The sequence below is a fragment of the Pulveribacter sp. genome, from assembly GCF_032079985.1.
Lineage (GTDB): Bacteria > Pseudomonadota > Gammaproteobacteria > Burkholderiales > Burkholderiaceae_C > Melaminivora.
Window position 1 is genome coordinate 473,064 of record NZ_DAMATK010000002.1, and the last position, 15,676, is coordinate 488,739.

General features: G+C 71.3%; 10 protein-coding genes. 3 read left to right on the forward strand and 7 right to left on the reverse strand.

The window, feature by feature from the left end; translation table 11 throughout:
* Positions 1 to 300, forward strand: coding sequence for a hypothetical protein (locus tag RT282_RS08495; RefSeq protein ID WP_313079368.1), 300 nt, complete (start codon positions 1 to 3; stop codon positions 298 to 300).
* On the opposite strand, the gene pgeF is transcribed toward RT282_RS08495, so the two are convergent.
* On the reverse strand, positions 217 to 1,038 hold the full coding sequence (gene pgeF, locus RT282_RS08500; protein ID WP_313313213.1) for a peptidoglycan editing factor PgeF: 822 nt from the start codon (positions 1,036 to 1,038) through the stop codon (positions 217 to 219). The genes RT282_RS08495 and pgeF overlap by 84 nt on opposite strands.
* A gap of 87 nt (positions 1,039 to 1,125) precedes the next feature.
* Between pgeF and RT282_RS08505 the strand changes: the two genes are divergently transcribed.
* On the forward strand, positions 1,126 to 1,821 hold the full coding sequence (locus RT282_RS08505; protein ID WP_313313215.1) for a fumarylacetoacetate hydrolase family protein: 696 nt from the start codon (positions 1,126 to 1,128) through the stop codon (positions 1,819 to 1,821).
* Complete coding sequence (locus RT282_RS08510) at positions 1,818 to 2,369, forward strand: NUDIX hydrolase (RefSeq protein WP_312760399.1); 552 nt, start codon at positions 1,818 to 1,820, stop codon at positions 2,367 to 2,369. The genes RT282_RS08505 and RT282_RS08510 overlap by 4 nt, the downstream gene beginning before the upstream one ends.
* A 21-nt stretch (positions 2,370 to 2,390) precedes the next feature.
* Here RT282_RS08510 and RT282_RS08515 read toward each other — a convergent pair whose 3' ends face one another.
* From RT282_RS08515 to RT282_RS08540, 6 genes are all read right to left on the reverse strand, one after another.
* Entirely contained in the window at positions 2,391 to 4,841 is a 2,451-nt protein-coding gene (locus RT282_RS08515) for a transglycosylase domain-containing protein (RefSeq protein WP_313313217.1), read from the reverse strand.
* 69 nt (positions 4,842 to 4,910) lie between these two features.
* Positions 4,911 to 5,867, reverse strand: coding sequence for a patatin-like phospholipase family protein (locus RT282_RS08520; RefSeq protein ID WP_313313219.1), 957 nt, complete (start codon positions 5,865 to 5,867; stop codon positions 4,911 to 4,913).
* 4 nt (positions 5,868 to 5,871) lie between these two features.
* Positions 5,872 to 8,064 (reverse strand): NAD-dependent DNA ligase LigA, encoded by a 2,193-nt coding sequence (gene ligA / locus RT282_RS08525; protein ID WP_313313220.1) that lies wholly within the window; start codon positions 8,062 to 8,064, stop codon positions 5,872 to 5,874.
* A 5-nt stretch (positions 8,065 to 8,069) separates the two neighbouring features.
* Entirely contained in the window at positions 8,070 to 9,155 is a 1,086-nt protein-coding gene (locus RT282_RS08530) for a cell division protein FtsZ (protein ID WP_312303008.1), read from the reverse strand.
* Positions 9,156 to 9,169: 14 nt separating this feature from the next.
* The gene (gene smc / locus RT282_RS08535; RefSeq protein WP_313313222.1) at positions 9,170 to 12,700 is read right to left on the reverse strand and encodes a chromosome segregation protein SMC; all 3,531 of its coding nucleotides are present in this window, start codon (positions 12,698 to 12,700) and stop codon (positions 9,170 to 9,172) included.
* A gap of 154 nt (positions 12,701 to 12,854) precedes the next feature.
* A complete protein-coding gene (locus RT282_RS08540) occupies positions 12,855 to 15,617 on the reverse strand; it encodes an EAL domain-containing protein (RefSeq protein ID WP_313313223.1) in 2,763 nt (920 codons plus the stop codon).
* Between the last annotated feature and the right edge of the window lie 59 nt (positions 15,618 to 15,676).

Genomic DNA, 15,676 nt, shown 5'->3' on the forward strand with positions numbered 1-15,676 from the left:
ATGTATCTGGTCGCCATTGCCTGGCTCTATGTCACCCTGATGATGGCGGTGGCTGAGGCCAGCGCGCCCAATGGCTCCGTGCTGGGCGCGATCGTCACCTTTGCGCTGTATGGGCTGCTGCCCCTGTCCATCGTGCTCTACATCCTGGGCACGCCGGGGCGCAAGCGCGCCCTGCGCGAGCGCGAACGGCGCGCCGGCGCCGAAGCTGCTGCGCCCTCAGTGGGCCAGCCAGATGCCGGCGGCCATGCGCCCGCTGCGCCCCAGGACGGCGCTGTCGCGCCGGTGCGAGAAAAACCGTGAGGGCTGGCTGAAGGTGCACCAGGCGGGCGAACTGTCGTTGCCATAAATGGCGGCGACGCCGGCCGCGCGCAGCCGCTGTCGCGCCAGCCCCGCCAGGTCGGCCAGGTACTTGCCACCGCCCAGTGCGCTGAAGCAGCCTGCGGCGGCCGGGTCGTGGGCCATGAAGGCTTCGCGCACCTCGGCGCCCACTTCGAAGGCCGGCGGGCCGATGCCGGGGCCGATCCAGGCCATCACTTCTGCTTCATTATTGATAGCTGCTGGCGCTTGATCCACGGGCGCTGGAGGCCAAAAAGGCTTCAAGGCTTCTTCGAGCACGCCGCCGGCCAGGCCGCGCCAGCCGGCGTGGGCCGCGGCCACGCGCGTGCCGGCCCGGTCGGTCAGCAGCACCGGCAGGCAGTCGGCCGCCATGGTGATGCAGGCCACGCCCGGCTCGGTGGTGGTGCAGGCGTCGGCCTCCAGGTCTTCGGGCGTGCGTGCGTCGGCGGCCAGCAGCTGGCTGCCGTGCACCTGGCGGGTGCGCACCGTGTGGACGGGGCTGCCGTCCGCGTCCATCACCGCCTGCACGATGGTCCAGTTGGCGGCGACCGCCTCGGGCGCGTCGCCCACCAGGCGGCCCAGGTTCAGGCTGTCCAGCGGCGCGGCGCTGACGCCGCCGCTGCGGGTGGTGCAAAAGGCGCGCACGCGCGCCGGGGCGGGCCAGTCGGGGGCGATCCAGTCGTAGGGCAGCTGCAGGGGCATGGTGATGGGAGAGGGGAAAGGGGCCAAACCGGGCAGCATAGTGCGTGGCACACTGCAGCGCTTCCCTGCAAGCCTTTGACTGAACCCATGCGCTACGCCATTCCCCCCACTCCCCTCGCCACCGTGCCCGTGGCGGGCAGCGACGAGCAGTTCCCCGTCCGCCGCATCTACTGCGTGGGCCGCAACTACGCCGAACACGCCCGAGAGATGGGCTTCACCGGGCGCGAGGCACCCTTCTTCTTCATGAAGCCGGCCGACGCCGTGCTGCCCGTGCCCCCGGGGCAGGAGGGCCGCCTGCCCTACCCGCCGCGCACGGCCGACCTGCACCACGAGATCGAGCTGGTCGTGGCCATCGGCCGCGGCGGCGCGAACATCGCCGCGCAGGATGCGTTGCAGCACGTCTGGGGCTACGCTGTGGGCCTGGACATGACGCGCCGCGACCTGCAGGCCGACATGAAGAAGCAGGGCCGGCCCTGGTGCATCGCCAAGGGTTTCGACGCCAGCGCGCCCATCGGACCCATCACCCCGGCGGCGCAGGCCGGCAACGTGCAGGACGCGGCCATCTGGCTTCAAGTGAATGGCCAGCCGCGCCAGACGAGCCGCACCAGCCAGCTGATCTGGAGCATTGCCGAGACCATCGAGCACCTGTCCGCCGGCTGGACGCTGCAGCCCGGTGACCTGATCTTCACCGGCACGCCCGAGGGCGTGGGAGCCGTGGCGCGCGGCGACGTGCTGGAGGGCGGCATCGACGGGCTGGGCACGCTGCGCGTCGCCGTGGCATGAGCTTGTCCCGCCGCCCCATCCGCCACTGCCGCGAATGCGGTGCGGCGGTCGAGTACCGCGTGCCCGACGACGGCGACACGCGCGCCCGCGCCGTGTGCCCGGCCTGCGGCACCATCCACTACGAGAACCCCTTGAACGTGGTCGGCACCGTGCCGGTACTGGACGGCCGCGTGCTGCTGTGCAAGCGCAACATCGAGCCGCGCTGGGGCAAGTGGACGCTGCCCGCCGGCTTCATGGAGCTGGACGAGACTACCGCCGAGGGCGCGCTGCGCGAGACCGACGAGGAAGCCGGTGCGCAAATCGTGCTGGGGCCGCTATTCACGCTGGTGAACGTGCCGCAGGTGGGCCAGGTGCACCTGTTCTACCTGGCCACGCTGCTCAGCGCGCAGTTCAACCCCGGCCACGAAACCATCGAGGCGCGCCTGTTCGCCGAGGACGAGATCCCCTGGGACGAGATCGCCTTTCGCACCGTGCGGGCGACGCTGGAGCGCTACTTTGCCGACCGCCGCAGCGGGCAGTTCGGCATGCACTGCATGGACATCCGCTGATCCTGCTGCGCCGGCGCCGGCCTAGCGCGGTCCCAGCTCGCCGTCGCCCTCGCCTGCCGGCGCCTGCAGCGGCGCCTCTTCCGGGCCCGTGACCCAGACCGGCGCCGTGTCGGTCGCGGGCGGTAACGGCTGGCGCGGCGCCACCTGCTCCAGCGGCACCAGGGGTGCCTCAGTGATCTCGGGCCGCTCCTCGGGCACTGGTTCGGGCTGCGGCGTGCTGGCTGGGGCCGGCGGCGGCTCAGGTGCCGGAGTCGGGGCGCCGGCCGGGCCCGCCTGCTCGCCGGTGGGGCGGCCGAACAGGTCGTAGACCCAGTTGCGCAGCGCGCCCACGGCCCCGGCGGCGCGGCTGGACCAGCTGGGGTCTTCCTCCTGCACGAAGCGCTCGCCGGCGTCGATCAGCTTGCCGCGCAGCGCCTGCCGGAACACGCTGCCCACCACCGGCAGCGCGCTGTGCGCGCCCTGGCCCCAGTAGTTGCTGCGCAGTGTGATGCGCCCGTCGTTGAAGCCCACCCAGCTGCCCGCCACCAGCTGCGGGTGCATCAGGATGAACCAGCCGTCGGTGTTGTCCTGCGTGGTGCCGGTCTTGCCGGCCACATCGGCGCGGATGCCGTAGCGGCCGCGGATGGCCGTGGCCGTGCCGTGGTCCACGGCGCCGCGCAGGGCGTCGCGCAGCTGCTGGGCCGCCGTCACGCCCAGGGCCTGCTCGGGCGAGGCAGGGACGAAGGTCTCCAGCACGCGGCCGCTGGCGTCTTCGATCCGGGTGATGACTCGGGGCGCACGGTAGCGCCCGGCGCCGGCGATGGTGCCGTAGGCGGCCACCATCTCCTTCAGGGTGACGGCGCTGGTGCCCAGGGCCAGGGCGGGCACGGCCTCCAGAGGCGACTCGCGCACGCCCATGGCGCGCGCCAGCTGGGCCACCTGCTGCGGGCCGACCTGGCTCATCAGCTGGGCCGTGATGGTGTTCTTGGAATACGCCAGGCCGTCGGCCAGTGTCATGGGCTCCTCGCTGGGCGGCGCGTTACCGTCGCGCGGGCGCCAGACCTGGCCGCCGCCCAGGGGGATCTCCACCGCCGTGTCCAGCAGCGTGTCCTGCGGCGAGCGGCCGGCGGCGAAGGCCGCGCCGTAGACGAAGGGCTTGAAGGTGGAGCCCGGCTGGCGCCGCGCCGCCTGCACGTGGTCGAACGGGTCCTGGGCATAGTCGCGGCTGCCGACCCAGGCGCGCACCGCGCCGCTGCGCGGATCCAGCGCCATGAAGCCGACCTGCACCCGCGTCTTGGCCGCGCGCAGCTCGCGCAGGAAGGCGGCGTCCTCCAGCAGCCGGCTGGCGGCAGCGTCCTCGCCCTCGCCGCCGGCCACGGCCTTGGCAAAGGTGGCCGATTCACGCACCAGCTGCTGCACCAGCGGGTTCTTGGCCGTCCACACGCCGCGCGCGGCCCAGGCCTTGTCGGCCACCTGCTGCAGCGCCTTGCCCTGCTGCTGCACCGACTGGTTGGCCAGCTCCTGCAGCCGCCCGTCGATGGTGGTGCGGATGACCAGGCCGTCGGCATACAGGCTGTAGCCGCGCCGGTCGGCCCATTCGATGAGCTGGCGCTTGAGCTGCTGCGCCAGGTGCGGCGCCAGGCCGGCGATCTCGCTCTGGCGCTCGAAGCGGATGCGCAGCGGGCGGCGCACCAGCTTGTCGTACTCCTGCGCCTCCAGCTTGCCGCGCTTTTTCATCTGCGACAGCACCGTGTTGCGCCTGGCCTGGGCACGCTCGGGGTTGAGCACGGGGTTGTAGTAGGCCGTGCCCTTGAGCATGCCGATCAGCGTGGCGCTCTCCAGCACGTTCAGCTTGTCGGCCGACTTGTCGAAGTAGGTGCGCGCGGCCATCTCGATGCCGTAGGCGTTGTAGAGAAACGGCACGGTGTTGAGGTAGGTCTCCAGGATCTCGTCCTTGGAGTAGCTCCACTCGATCTTGAAGGCCGTCACGGCCTCCTTGAGCTTGCGCGACAGCGTCGGCGCGCGGCCGATCTCCTCCGGGTAGAGGTTGCGCGCCAGCTGCTGGGTGATGGTGGAGCCGCCCTGGCGGTCACCACCGGCGGTGCGCACCACGGCGGCCAGCGTGCGCCGCCAGTCCAGGCCCCAGTGGCCGTAGAAGCGGTGGTCCTCGGTGGCGATCAGCGCATCCACCACGGCCGGGGCGATGCGGTCCAAAGGCACCCATTCGCGGTTGACCCACTTGTACTCGGCCAGCAGCCGCCCGTCCTCGGAGACCAGCTGCGCCGGCTGATCGGCCTTGGCCTTGCGGATGTCGCTGATGGAGGGCGTCAGGATGAACAGCGCCAGCAGGTACAGCACACCGGCGAGGGCCAGCGCCGCCGCCAGCCAGGCCAGGCCGTGCAGCGAGCGCCAACGCTGCGGGCGCCGCAGCAAGGCGGCCAGGCGCGGGCGCAGGGCGGCGGCGCGCTGGCGCAGGAAGTCGATGGCTTTCATCGGCAGGTTTTCACGTAAAAAAGGCCTCCAGCCCTTGCGGGACAAGCGCTGGCAGCTATCAATTCCATATCAACGGATGAAGCGTTGCAGCTGCGGCAGCGCGGCTTCGGCGGCGCGGCGGCCTTCCTGGATGGCCTCGGCTGCGCGGTGGAAGTCCAGCACGCCCAGGTGGGCCAGGCTGGGGGCGATGACCACCTCCGGCGGGTCGCCCGCCATGCGGCTGCGGGTGATGCGGATCTGCATGATGGTCACGCTGGTCATGACCACGTCCAGCACCGACGGGCTGCGCGGCAGGGGCGCCACCTGCGGGCCGGGGGCGCTGCCGGCGTGGCCGTTGTCCCAGAACTTCAGGCGGCCCAGCCAGTCGGCGGGGGTGCTGCTTTCCTGGGCGGCCGGCGGCTCATCGGGCGCGGCGGCTTCGGCATCGGGCCCCAGCACCAGCGGCTGCAGGTGGCGGTGCAAGATGTCGGAGTTCAGGTCCACGCCGATGACGATGTCCGCCCCCATGGCGCGCGCCAGCGAGGTGGGCACGGGGTTGACGATGCCGCCGTCCACCAGCAGCCGCCCGCCCTCCTGCGCCACGGGGGTGAACAGGCCCGGCAGCGCGATGGAGGCGCGCACGGCGTCGGCGATGGAGCCTTCGCGCAGCCAGACCTCGGCCCCCGAGTGCAGGTCGGTGGCCACGGCGCCAAAGGGGATGGGCGAGGCCTGGATGTCGAAGTCGGCGAAGTTGCGGCGCCAGAAGTCGATGAGCTTCTCACCCTTGAGCATGCCGCCCGAGAGGTTGAAGTCCATGAAGCCCCAGACCTGGCGCATGCCCAGGCTCTGCACCCATTGGCCGAAGCGCTCCAGCTCGCCGGCCGCGTAGGCCGCGCCCACCAGCGCCCCGATGGAGGCGCCGCAGACGATGTCGGGCCGTATGCCGGCCTCGTCCAGCGCCTGCAGCACGCCGATGTGCGCCCAGCCCCGCGCCGAGCCGCTGCCCAGGGCCAGGCCCACGCGGGGGGTGCGACGCGCCAGGGCCACGGCTTCAGGCGCTCTGGCTGCCGGCCAGCAGCGCGTGCAGGCCGGCCTCGTCCAGCACGGTGATGCCCAGCTGCTGCGCCTTGTCCAGCTTGCTGCCCGCATCCGCGCCGGCGACGACGTAGCTGGTCTTCTTGCTGACCGAGCCGGCCACCTTGGCGCCGGCGGCCTCCAGCAGCGCCTGGGCCTGTTCGCGGCTCAGGGTGGGCAGCGTGCCGGTCAGCACCACCGTCTGGCCGGCCAGGGGCAGCACGGCGGCGGCGTCGTGCGGCGCGCCCTCCTCCCAGGTCACGCCGCAGGCGCGCAGCTGCTCGACCACCTCGCGGTTGTGCGGCTCGGCAAAAAAGGCGTGGATGGCGTCGGCCACGATGGGGCCGACGTCGGGCACCTGCAGCAGTTGCTCGGGCGTGGCGTCCATCACGGCGTCCAGTGTGCCGAAGTGGCGCGCCAGCTCCTTGGCCGTGGCCTCGCCCACGTGGCGGACCCCCAGGGCGAACAAAAAGCGCGCCAGCGTGGTGTGCTTGGATTTCTCCAGCGCCGCCAGCAAGTTCTGCGCCGACTTGTCGGCCATGCGATCGAGCGCCGCCAGGGTGGACAGGCCCAGCCGGTACAGGTCGGGCAGCGCGCGGATGATGCGGCCTTCCACCAGCTGGTCCACCAGCTTCTCGCCCAGGCCTTCGATGTCCATGGCGCGGCGCTGCGCGAAGTGCAGCAGCGCCTGCTTGGCCTGTGCCGGGCAGAAGATGCCGCCCGTGCAGCGGTGGTTGGCCTCGCCCTTTTCGCGCACCACGGCGCTGCCGCACACGGGGCACTGGCGCGGCATGCGGAAGTTGGGCACGTAGGGCACCCGCGGCGCGGCGCGGCCGGCGTCAGCCGCCTCGCCCTGGGCGTCGGCGGCCGCGTCGGCCAGCGCGTCCGAGCCGGCCAGCGCCTGGGCCACCGGCGCCAGCGCGGCCGGCACGGTGCCCACCACCTCGGGGATCACGTCGCCGGCGCGGCGCACGATGACCTGGTCGCCCACGCGCACGCCCTTCTTGCGGATCTCGAACAGGTTGTGCAGCGTGGCGTTGGTGACGGTGACACCGCCGACAAACACCGGCGCCAGCCGCGCCACGGGGGTCAGCTTGCCGGTGCGCCCGACCTGGATGTCGATGCCCTCCACGCGTGTGAGCATCTCCTGCGCCGGGTACTTGTGCGCCACGGCCCAGCGCGGCTCGCGCGTGACGAAGCCCAGCTGGCGCTGCAGCCGCAGGCTGTCGACCTTGTAGACCACGCCGTCGATGTCGAAGGGCAGCGCGTCGCGCAGGGCGCCGACGTGCTGGTGATACGCTATGAGTTCAGGAGCGCCCAGCGCTTTCTGTACAAGGTCAGAAACCGGAAAACCCCACTTTTTCAGCTGCTGCAGCAGCTGGTAGTGCGAGGCGAACTCGGGCCCGCCCTCGGCCGCCGCCGTGACTTCGCCCAGGCCATAGGCGAAGAACGACAGCCGGCGCTGCGCGGCTATTTTCGAGTCGAGCTGGCGCACGGCGCCGGCGGCGGCGTTGCGCGGGTTGACGAAGGTCTTGTCGCCGCGCTCGCGCTGGCGCTCGTTCAGGCGCTCGAAGTCCGCCCGGCGCATGTAGACCTCGCCACGCACCTCCAGCACCGGCGGCGCGCCTTGGGGCAGGGTCAGCGGGATCTGGCGGATGGTGCGGATGTTGTGCGTGACGTCCTCGCCCACCTCGCCGTCGCCGCGCGTGGCCGCCTGCACCAGGCGGCCGCTTTCGTAGCGCAGGCTCATGGCCAGGCCGTCGAACTTGGGCTCGGCCACGTACTCGATGGGCGGGGCGTCGGGGAGCAGTTTCAGCTCGCGCCGCACGCGGGCGTCGAAGGTTTCGGCGCCGCTGCCCTCGGTATCGGTCTCGGTGCGGATGCTGAGCATGGGCACGCGGTGGCGCACGGGCGTCAGGCCCTCCATCACGGCTCCGATGACGCGCTGCGTGGGCGAGTCGGGCGTGACCAGGTCGGGATAGGCACCCTCCAGCGCCTGCAGCTGCTGGAACGCGCGGTCGTACTCGGCGTCGGGCACGCTGGGCGCGTCCTGCACGTAGTACTCGTGCGCCCAGCGGTTCAGCTGCGTGCGCAGCGCTACGATTTTGCTAGCTGCCAGCGCTTGCCCCTTGGGCGCTGGGGCCGAAAAAAGCTCCGATTGTCCGGTCATCGCGTTCAGCTGAAAAGACGGCGCGCCAGGGCCGAGCCGGCCGACAGCTCGCGCGCATCCAGCTGGTCGTACAGCTGCTCGAGATCGCTGGCGATGGGGTCGATGGCCATGGCCGGCAGAGGCATGCCGTTCTGGTCGCACAGCACACCGTCCATGGCCTCGCACAGCTCCTGGGCCACCTCGCGCAGGCGGGCGAAAGGCTGCTCGCCGCGCGCCACCTGGGCCACGTCCAGGCTGAGGGACACCTCGCGCAGGGCGGACTGCTCCGGGTCGTCGGACATGGCGGCCTGCGCGTCGTACGCCAGGGTCAGCACCGGCGGCAGTCCGGCGCTGGCGGCAGGCAGCACCATGCGCCCGGGCATGGCGCCGGGGATCAGGCCCACGCGGGCGGCGTTCTGCTGCACGTAGCCGGGGCTCCAAGCAGCCTGGCGGGCGCGCAGCACGAAGGTCAGCTGCGCGTCGTGGTCGCTGGCGAACTGGTCGAGTTCGCGCCCGCGCGCCACCTCGTGCAGCATGTCGGGGAAGTCCACGGCGGCGTTTAGCGCGTCGGCGAACTGCTGGGTCTTCATGACGAATTCGGAGTACTCGATCTCGTTGAGCGCACCGGTGCGGTTGGCCAGCTGCACGCCGGCCTGCAGCAGCTGGTAGCGCTGGCCGGGCCGGGGCGTCTCCCACTGGCGCGCGGATTCGTTCCAGCCCTCGATGGCGAACGGCTTGCTGCCGGCGCGGCGCGTCGTGGGCATGGCTGCCAGGGCGGCATCGCCCGAGACGGGTTGCTCGGCGGTGATGGGGGCGATGGCGTCGACCAGCGCGTCCAGCCCGCCGCGGCGCTCGGCCGGGGGCACGGGCAGTTGCAGCGCGTCACGCGGGTCCACGGTGTGGCCGGACAGGTCGCCCCCGCCCTCCTCGCCCAGCGGCGGGCCGTCGAAGGCCGGTTCGTGGCGCGTGCCGTCGTCGGCGGCCGGAGCGGAGCCGTCCGATGGGCGGGCGCGACGGGGCGCGTTGCGATGGTGCGTCCAGGCGTTGTGCGCGACCACGACGATCAGCACGATGGCGCCAGCAATGATGAGACCCAGTTGGAAGTTGCTCATGGTCGGTGAATGGTTCAGGCCTCGGCCATGGAAAGTGCGGACTCCATGTCCACGGCCACGATGCGCGAAACGCCCTGCTCCTGCATGGTCACGCCGATCAGCTGCTCGGCCATCTCCATGGCGATCTTGTTGTGGCTGATGAAGAGGAATTGCGTGCCGCGCGACATGCTGGCCACCAGGCGCGCATAGCGCTCGGTGTTGGCATCATCCAGCGGCGCGTCCACCTCGTCCAGCAGGCAAAAGGGCGCCGGGTTGAGCTGGAAGATGGCGAACACCAGGGCGATGGCGGTGAGCGCCTTCTCGCCGCCGGACAGCAGGTGGATGGTTTGGTTCTTCTTGCCCGGCGGCTGGGCCATGACCTGCACGCCGGAGTCGAGGATTTCCTCGCCGGTCATGGTCAGACGCGCCTGGCCGCCGCCGAACAGCTCGGGGAACATGCGGCCGAAGTGGTCGTTGACGGCCTCGAAAGTGCCCGACAGCAGGCTGCGTGTCTCGCCATCGATCTTGCGGATGGCGTCCTCCAGTGTGGTCATGGCGAGCTGCAAGTCCTGCATCTGTGCGTCGAGGAAGCCCTTGCGCTCGCGCGCCAGGCCGAGCTCCTCCAGCGCCGCCAGGTTGACGGCGCCCAAGGCGGCAATCTCGCGCTGCAGGCGGTCGATCTCGCCCTGCAGGCCGGCCAGGCGTACGTTGCCCTCGGCGACGGACTGGGCCAGCGCCTGCAGGTCGGCCTGGGCGTCCGTCAGCAGCGAGTCGTACTGCTCCAGGCCCAGCCGGGCTGCCTGCTCCTTGAGCTGCAGCTCGGTGATGCGCTGGCGCAGCGGCTCCAGCGTGTGCTCGCCCTGCATGCGCCGCTCGTCGCTGGCGCGCAGCCGGGCGGTGAGTTCACCGTACTGGCTACGCTGCGCGGCCAGCTCGCGCTCGCGCTCCATTTTTGCCTCCAGCGCCTGCTGCAAGCCGCCCTGGGCGGCGGCATCGCTCAGGCGGGCCTGCTCGGCGCTGGCGCGTTCGCGCTCCTCGTGCAGGCTCTGGGTCTGGCGGGCGGCCGTGTCTACGGTACGGGCCAGCTCGGCGCGGCGCGCGCCCAGGCTGCGCTGGGCGAACTCGGCCTCCTGGGCGCGCCGCTCCAGCTGGCGCTGCTGCTCGCGGCACTCATTGACGCGACGCTCGGCCTCGATCACCCGCTCGCCCAACTGCGCGTGGCGCTCCTGGGTGTCGGCCAGCTGCATGTCCAGTTCTTCAAAGCGCGCCTCGGCCATGGCCTTGCGCTCGTGCAGGTCGGCCAGTTGCTGCTGCACCTCGTGCAGGTCGGCGCCGATCTGTTGGCTGCGCGCGCGCGCCTGCTCCAGCGCCTGGGTGAGGCGCAGGGTCTGCATCTGCAATTCGTGGGCGCGGCCCTGGGCCTCGCTGGCCTCGCGCCGCGCGCCCACCAGGCGCTGCGAGGCGTCGGCCAAAGAGCCTTCGGCCCGTGCCAGGGCGGTGCCGGCCTCTTCGGCGATCAAGGCCTGGGCGCGCACCTCCTTTTGCAGGTGCTCGATCTCCTGGGCGCGCGCCAGCAGGCCGGACTGTTCGGAGTCGGGGGCATGGAATTCCACGCTGTGCGGGCGCACCGCGTGGCCGGAGGCGACATAGATCACCTCGCCCGGGTTTAAAGCGGCGCGGGCGGCCAGGGCCTCGTCCAGCGAGCCGGCCGTATGGCAGCCGTGCAGCCAGCCGGCCAGCACTGCGCGCAAGGGTGCGTCGGGCACGCGCAGCAGGTCGGACAGGCGCGGCAGCCCGCCGGCCGGGGCCAGCGCCGCGGGTGCGGAGATAGGTGTGCTGTAGAAGGCCAGGCGCGCCGGCGGCCCTTCGTGCGTGCCGGGGCCGGCAAAGCCGCGCACGCTCTCCAGTCGGCCCACGGGCAGCGCGGCCAGGCGCTCACGCAGGGCGGCCTCCAGCGCGCTTTCCCAGCCGGGCTCAATGTGAATGCGACTCCACAGACCCTGTAGGCCGTCCAGGCCGTGGCGCGCCAGCCAGGGCTGGAGCTTGCCGTCCACCTTCACGCGCTCCTGCAGCGCCTGCAGGGCCGACAGCCGGGCGGCCAGCTCGGACTGGCGCGCGGTCTCGGCGTTGAGCGCCTGCTGGCGCACGCGGCGCTCTTCGTCCAGCTGGGGCACGGCGTCCTGCAGCTCGGCCAGGCGGCCTTCGGCCACTTCGGCGGCTTCCTCGGCTTCCGCCAACTGTTGGCGCAGGTGGTCCAGGCGGGCCTCATCCGGCGCTTCCAGGGCGCCCTGATCGGCGCGCAGGCGCTCGCCACGCGCGGCCAGCTGGCGCGCCTGTTCGTCCATGCTGCGCTGCTCGGCGGCCAGCACCTGGATCTGCTGCTGGATCTGCACCACGGCGCTGCGCTGGCTTTCGCTGCGCTCGCGCGCCTGGCGCAGGGCATCCTCCAGTTCGGGCAGGGCCATGGCCTGCTCCTCGACCTGGGCGGCCAGCAGCTCGGCCTGCTCCTCGGCGTCGAAGCCCTCGGCCTCCAGCCGCTCGGCCTCGGCCTCGGCTTCGGCCTTGCGCGCGGCCCATTCCTCGATCTGTTCGGCGAGCTGCTGCAGCCGCAGCTGCACCCGCTGCCGGCCTTCCACCACGTAGCGGATCTCGGCCTCCAGCCGGCCCACCTCGGCGGTGGCCTCGTACAGCCGCCCCTGGGCCTGGTTGACCGCGTCGCCGGCGCTGTAATGGGCCTGGCGTACGGTTTCCAGCTCGGCCTCGACATGGCGCAGCTCGGCGGTGCGTGCCTCCAGGTCGTTCACGGCCTGCAGGCCTTCGCTGCGCACGCGGTCCTGTTCGGCCTGCGCTTCGGTGCGCTTCAAAAACCACTGCTGCTGCTGGCGCAGCGTGGCCTGGTCGTTCAGCTGGTTGTAGCGGGCGGCGACTTCGGCCTGCTTTTCCAGCTTCTCCAGGTTGGCATCCAGCTCGCGCAGGATGTCCTCGACGCGGGTCAGGTTCTCACGCGTGCCGGCCAGTCGGTTTTCCGTTTCGCGCCGGCGTTCCTTGTACTTGGACACGCCGGCCGCCTCTTCCAGGAACAGGCGCAGGTCCTCGGGGCGCGACTCGATGATGCGGGAGATCGTCCCCTGGCCGATGATGGCGTAGGCGCGCGGGCCCAGGCCGGTGCCCAGGAAGACGTCCTGCACGTCGCGCCGGCGCACGGGCTGGTTGTTGATGTAGTAGCTGGAAGTGCCGTCGCGCGTGAGCACGCGCTTGACGGCGATTTCGGTGAACTGGTTCCACTGCCCGCCGGCGCGGTGGTCGTGGTTGTCGAAGACCAGCTCCACGCTGGCCCGGCTGGCGGGCTTGCGGCTGGTGGTGCCGTTGAAGATCACGTCCTGCATGGACTCGCCGCGCAGCTCGCTGGCGCGCGACTCGCCCAGCACCCAGCGCACAGCGTCCATGATGTTGGACTTGCCACAACCGTTGGGCCCGACCACGCCGACGAGCTGGCCCGGCAGCACGAACTGGGTGGGTTCGGCGAAGGACTTGAAGCCGGCAAGTTTGATGGAGCTCAGGCGCACAGGGACAACAGAAGCGGCGGGACGCGGAAGGGGGCTGAAATGATAACCGTGCCGCTGCGTGGCACCCGTCGCCGGAGCTCTCGGCGGATTAATGGTCAAAAACAGCCCTGGCCCTTGCTGGACAAGCGCAGGCAGCTATTTTTGCGATAGCACGTCAGACCGCTTGGGCGGCGCGCTCCGCGACCAGCGCCTCGAAACGCTCGCGCGGCAGCGGCGGCGCCAGCAAATAGCCCTGCCAGACGCGGCAGCCGTGGCGCTCCAGGAAGGCGCGCTGCGCCTCGGTTTCCACCCCTTCGGCGACCACCTCCAGGCCCAGGCTGCTGCCCAGGGCGATGATGGTACGGGCGATGGCCGCGTCGTTGGGGTCGGTCAGCACGTCGCGCACGAAGCCCTGGTCGATCTTCAGCTCGTGCAGCGGCAGCCGCTTGAGGTAGGCCAGCGACGAGTAGCCGGTACCGAAGTCGTCCAGCGCAAAGCCCACGCCGTAGCCGCGCAGCTGCACCATCTTGGCGATGGTGTCTTCCATGTCCTGCAGCAGCATGCCTTCGGTCAGCTCCAGGCGCAGCCGGCGGGCCTCGGCGCCGCTGCCGGCCAGCGCCTGCAGCACCTGGGCGACAAAGCCACTTTCATGGAACTGGCGCGGGCTGACGTTCACCGCCAAGGCCAGCTCGCCCAGCAGCGGGTGGCCGCTCCAGGCGGCCAGTTGGGCACAGGCGGTGTGCAGCACCCACTGGCCCAGCTGCAGGATCAGGCCGCAATCCTCGGCCAGCGGTATGAATTCGGCCGGCGAGACGAAGCCGCGCTGCGGATGGCGCCAGCGCAGCAGCGCCTCGGCGCCGCGGATGCGGCCGTCGGCCATCTTGGGCTGGTAGTACAGCTCGAACTGCCCGGTGGCCAGGCCGACGCGCATGTCCGCCTCCAGCTGCACGCGGGCGGCCACGGCGGCCTGCATCTGCGGGTCAAAGAAACGCAGCGTGTTGCGCCCGGCTGCCTTCGCCTCGTACATGGCCAGCTCGCTGTGCTTGATCAGGTCCTCGGCGGCCTCACCCTGGCTGCCAAACACCGTCACGCCGATGCTGAGCGTGGTGTGGTGCGGCTCGCCGCCGTCCAGCTCGAAGGGCTCGTGCAGTGCCGCCAGCATGCGCTGCGCCACCTCCTCCGCGTGGGCGGCCGCTTCCTCGGAGGTACCGCCCAGCTCGCGCAGCACGGCCACGAACTCGTCGCCGCCCTGGCGTGCCAGGGTATCGCCGCTGCCCACGCAGCGGCGCAGCCGCTCGGCCACGCCGCGCAGCAGCTTGTCGCCGGCCTCGTGGCCGCGGGTTTCGTTCAGCGTCTTGAACTGGTCCAGATCCAGCAGCAGCACGGCGCCGCAGGTCTGATGTCGCGCGCTCATGACCAGGGCCTGTTCCAGGCGGTCCATCAGCAGGCGGCGGTTGGGCAGGCCGGTCAGCAGGTCGTTGTAGGCCAGGTAGTGCAGCTCGTCCTCGGTGTTGCGCCGCTCGCTAATGTCCTGAACCACCACGATGTGGTAGCTCACCGGGCCGTCACCGCCGCGCATGGCCGAGACCGTGACATCCACCCAAACCTGGCTGCCGTCCTTGCGGCGGAAACGCTGCTCCAGCCGGTATTCGGGGATTTCACCGGCGATCAGGCGCGCCAGCAGTGCCTGGTTGCCGGGCAGGTCTTCGGGGTGGATGACATCCTGCATGTGCAGGCTGGCAATCTCCTCGCTGTCGTAGCCCAGCAGCTCGCAAAAGCGCTGGTTGGCCCGCACCACGCCGCCCTGGGCGGAGTGCACCTGGGCCATGCCCACGGCCGCCTGGTTGAACACGGCGCGAAAGCGCGATTCGCTCTCGCGTGCGGCGCGTGAGGCCAGCTCCGCATGGGCCAGCGCCTGTACCCGCCGCCGCGCCAGCAAGGCCACGAGGGCGGTCAGCAGGGCCGTCACCAGCAGCGCCCCCGCCGCCATGCTGGCCGGCAGGTGCTCTTCCTGCGGCGTCAGGAAGGACTGCGTGCGTGCGATCTCCACGCGCCACAGCCTCCCGCCCACCTGCACGTCGTGCCGGATGTGCCCGCTGCCCACGGAAAGATCGTCGCCCACGTATAGCGGCTGGGGTGGCTGCGGCTGCGCGCCCGTGGCCAGCCCGACGTCGTGCACGGACAGCAGCAGCCCGTCCAGGTAGCCCCGGTCGCGCATGCCCTCCACCAGGACGCTGATGCTGACCAGCGCCCCCACGGCGCCCAGAAAGCGCGGCTGCTGGCCTGGCGGCGCCGGCAGGAACACTGGCAGCCGGATGTTGATGGCCGCCCCTCCCGGGCCTTCCTGGGCCATGGAAAAGGGCGCCGTGACGACCAGCGCGCCGGTGTCGCGTGCCACCAGGTAGCCCTGCACGTTGGCGGGCTGGGACTGGATGTCCAGCCCCTGGACCTGCTCGTTGCCCTGCACCGGCCAGACGAAATCGACCACGAAGTGCTCGGACACATCCAGCACCGGGTGGATGGTGAAATGCGACGGCAGGCTGCCGTCCACGTGGGGATCGACCCGGGCGCCGACCTCGAACGCGGAGCGCTCGGCGGCGGGCACGGCCCGCGTGAAGTGCAGGTTCAGCACGCTGCCATGGCCCATGTCCAGCTTCAGCGACTGCGCCACGCGCTCGAAATCGGCGCGCGGCAGGTCCGGGGTGACCATGAGCAGGCCGCGCAGACCCACCAACAGGTCGCCCTTGGTCTCCACGCCGCGCTGCAGCGCATCGGCGGCAGCGATCGCCTGGCGCTCGAAGCGCACGCTGGCCAGCGACTGCATGACGCCTTCCTGGTACTGCCACCAGCCGTAGCTGGCCAGGATGCCGGCCAACGCCACGACGAGGCCGGGCAGGCGGTGCCAACCTTCGTGGCGCAACTGCGGGAGGGCTTGCATGGTGGTCTGCAGCATAGCCGCATTCATCGGGGCTTGAGAACGTGCTCACGCCCTAAGCG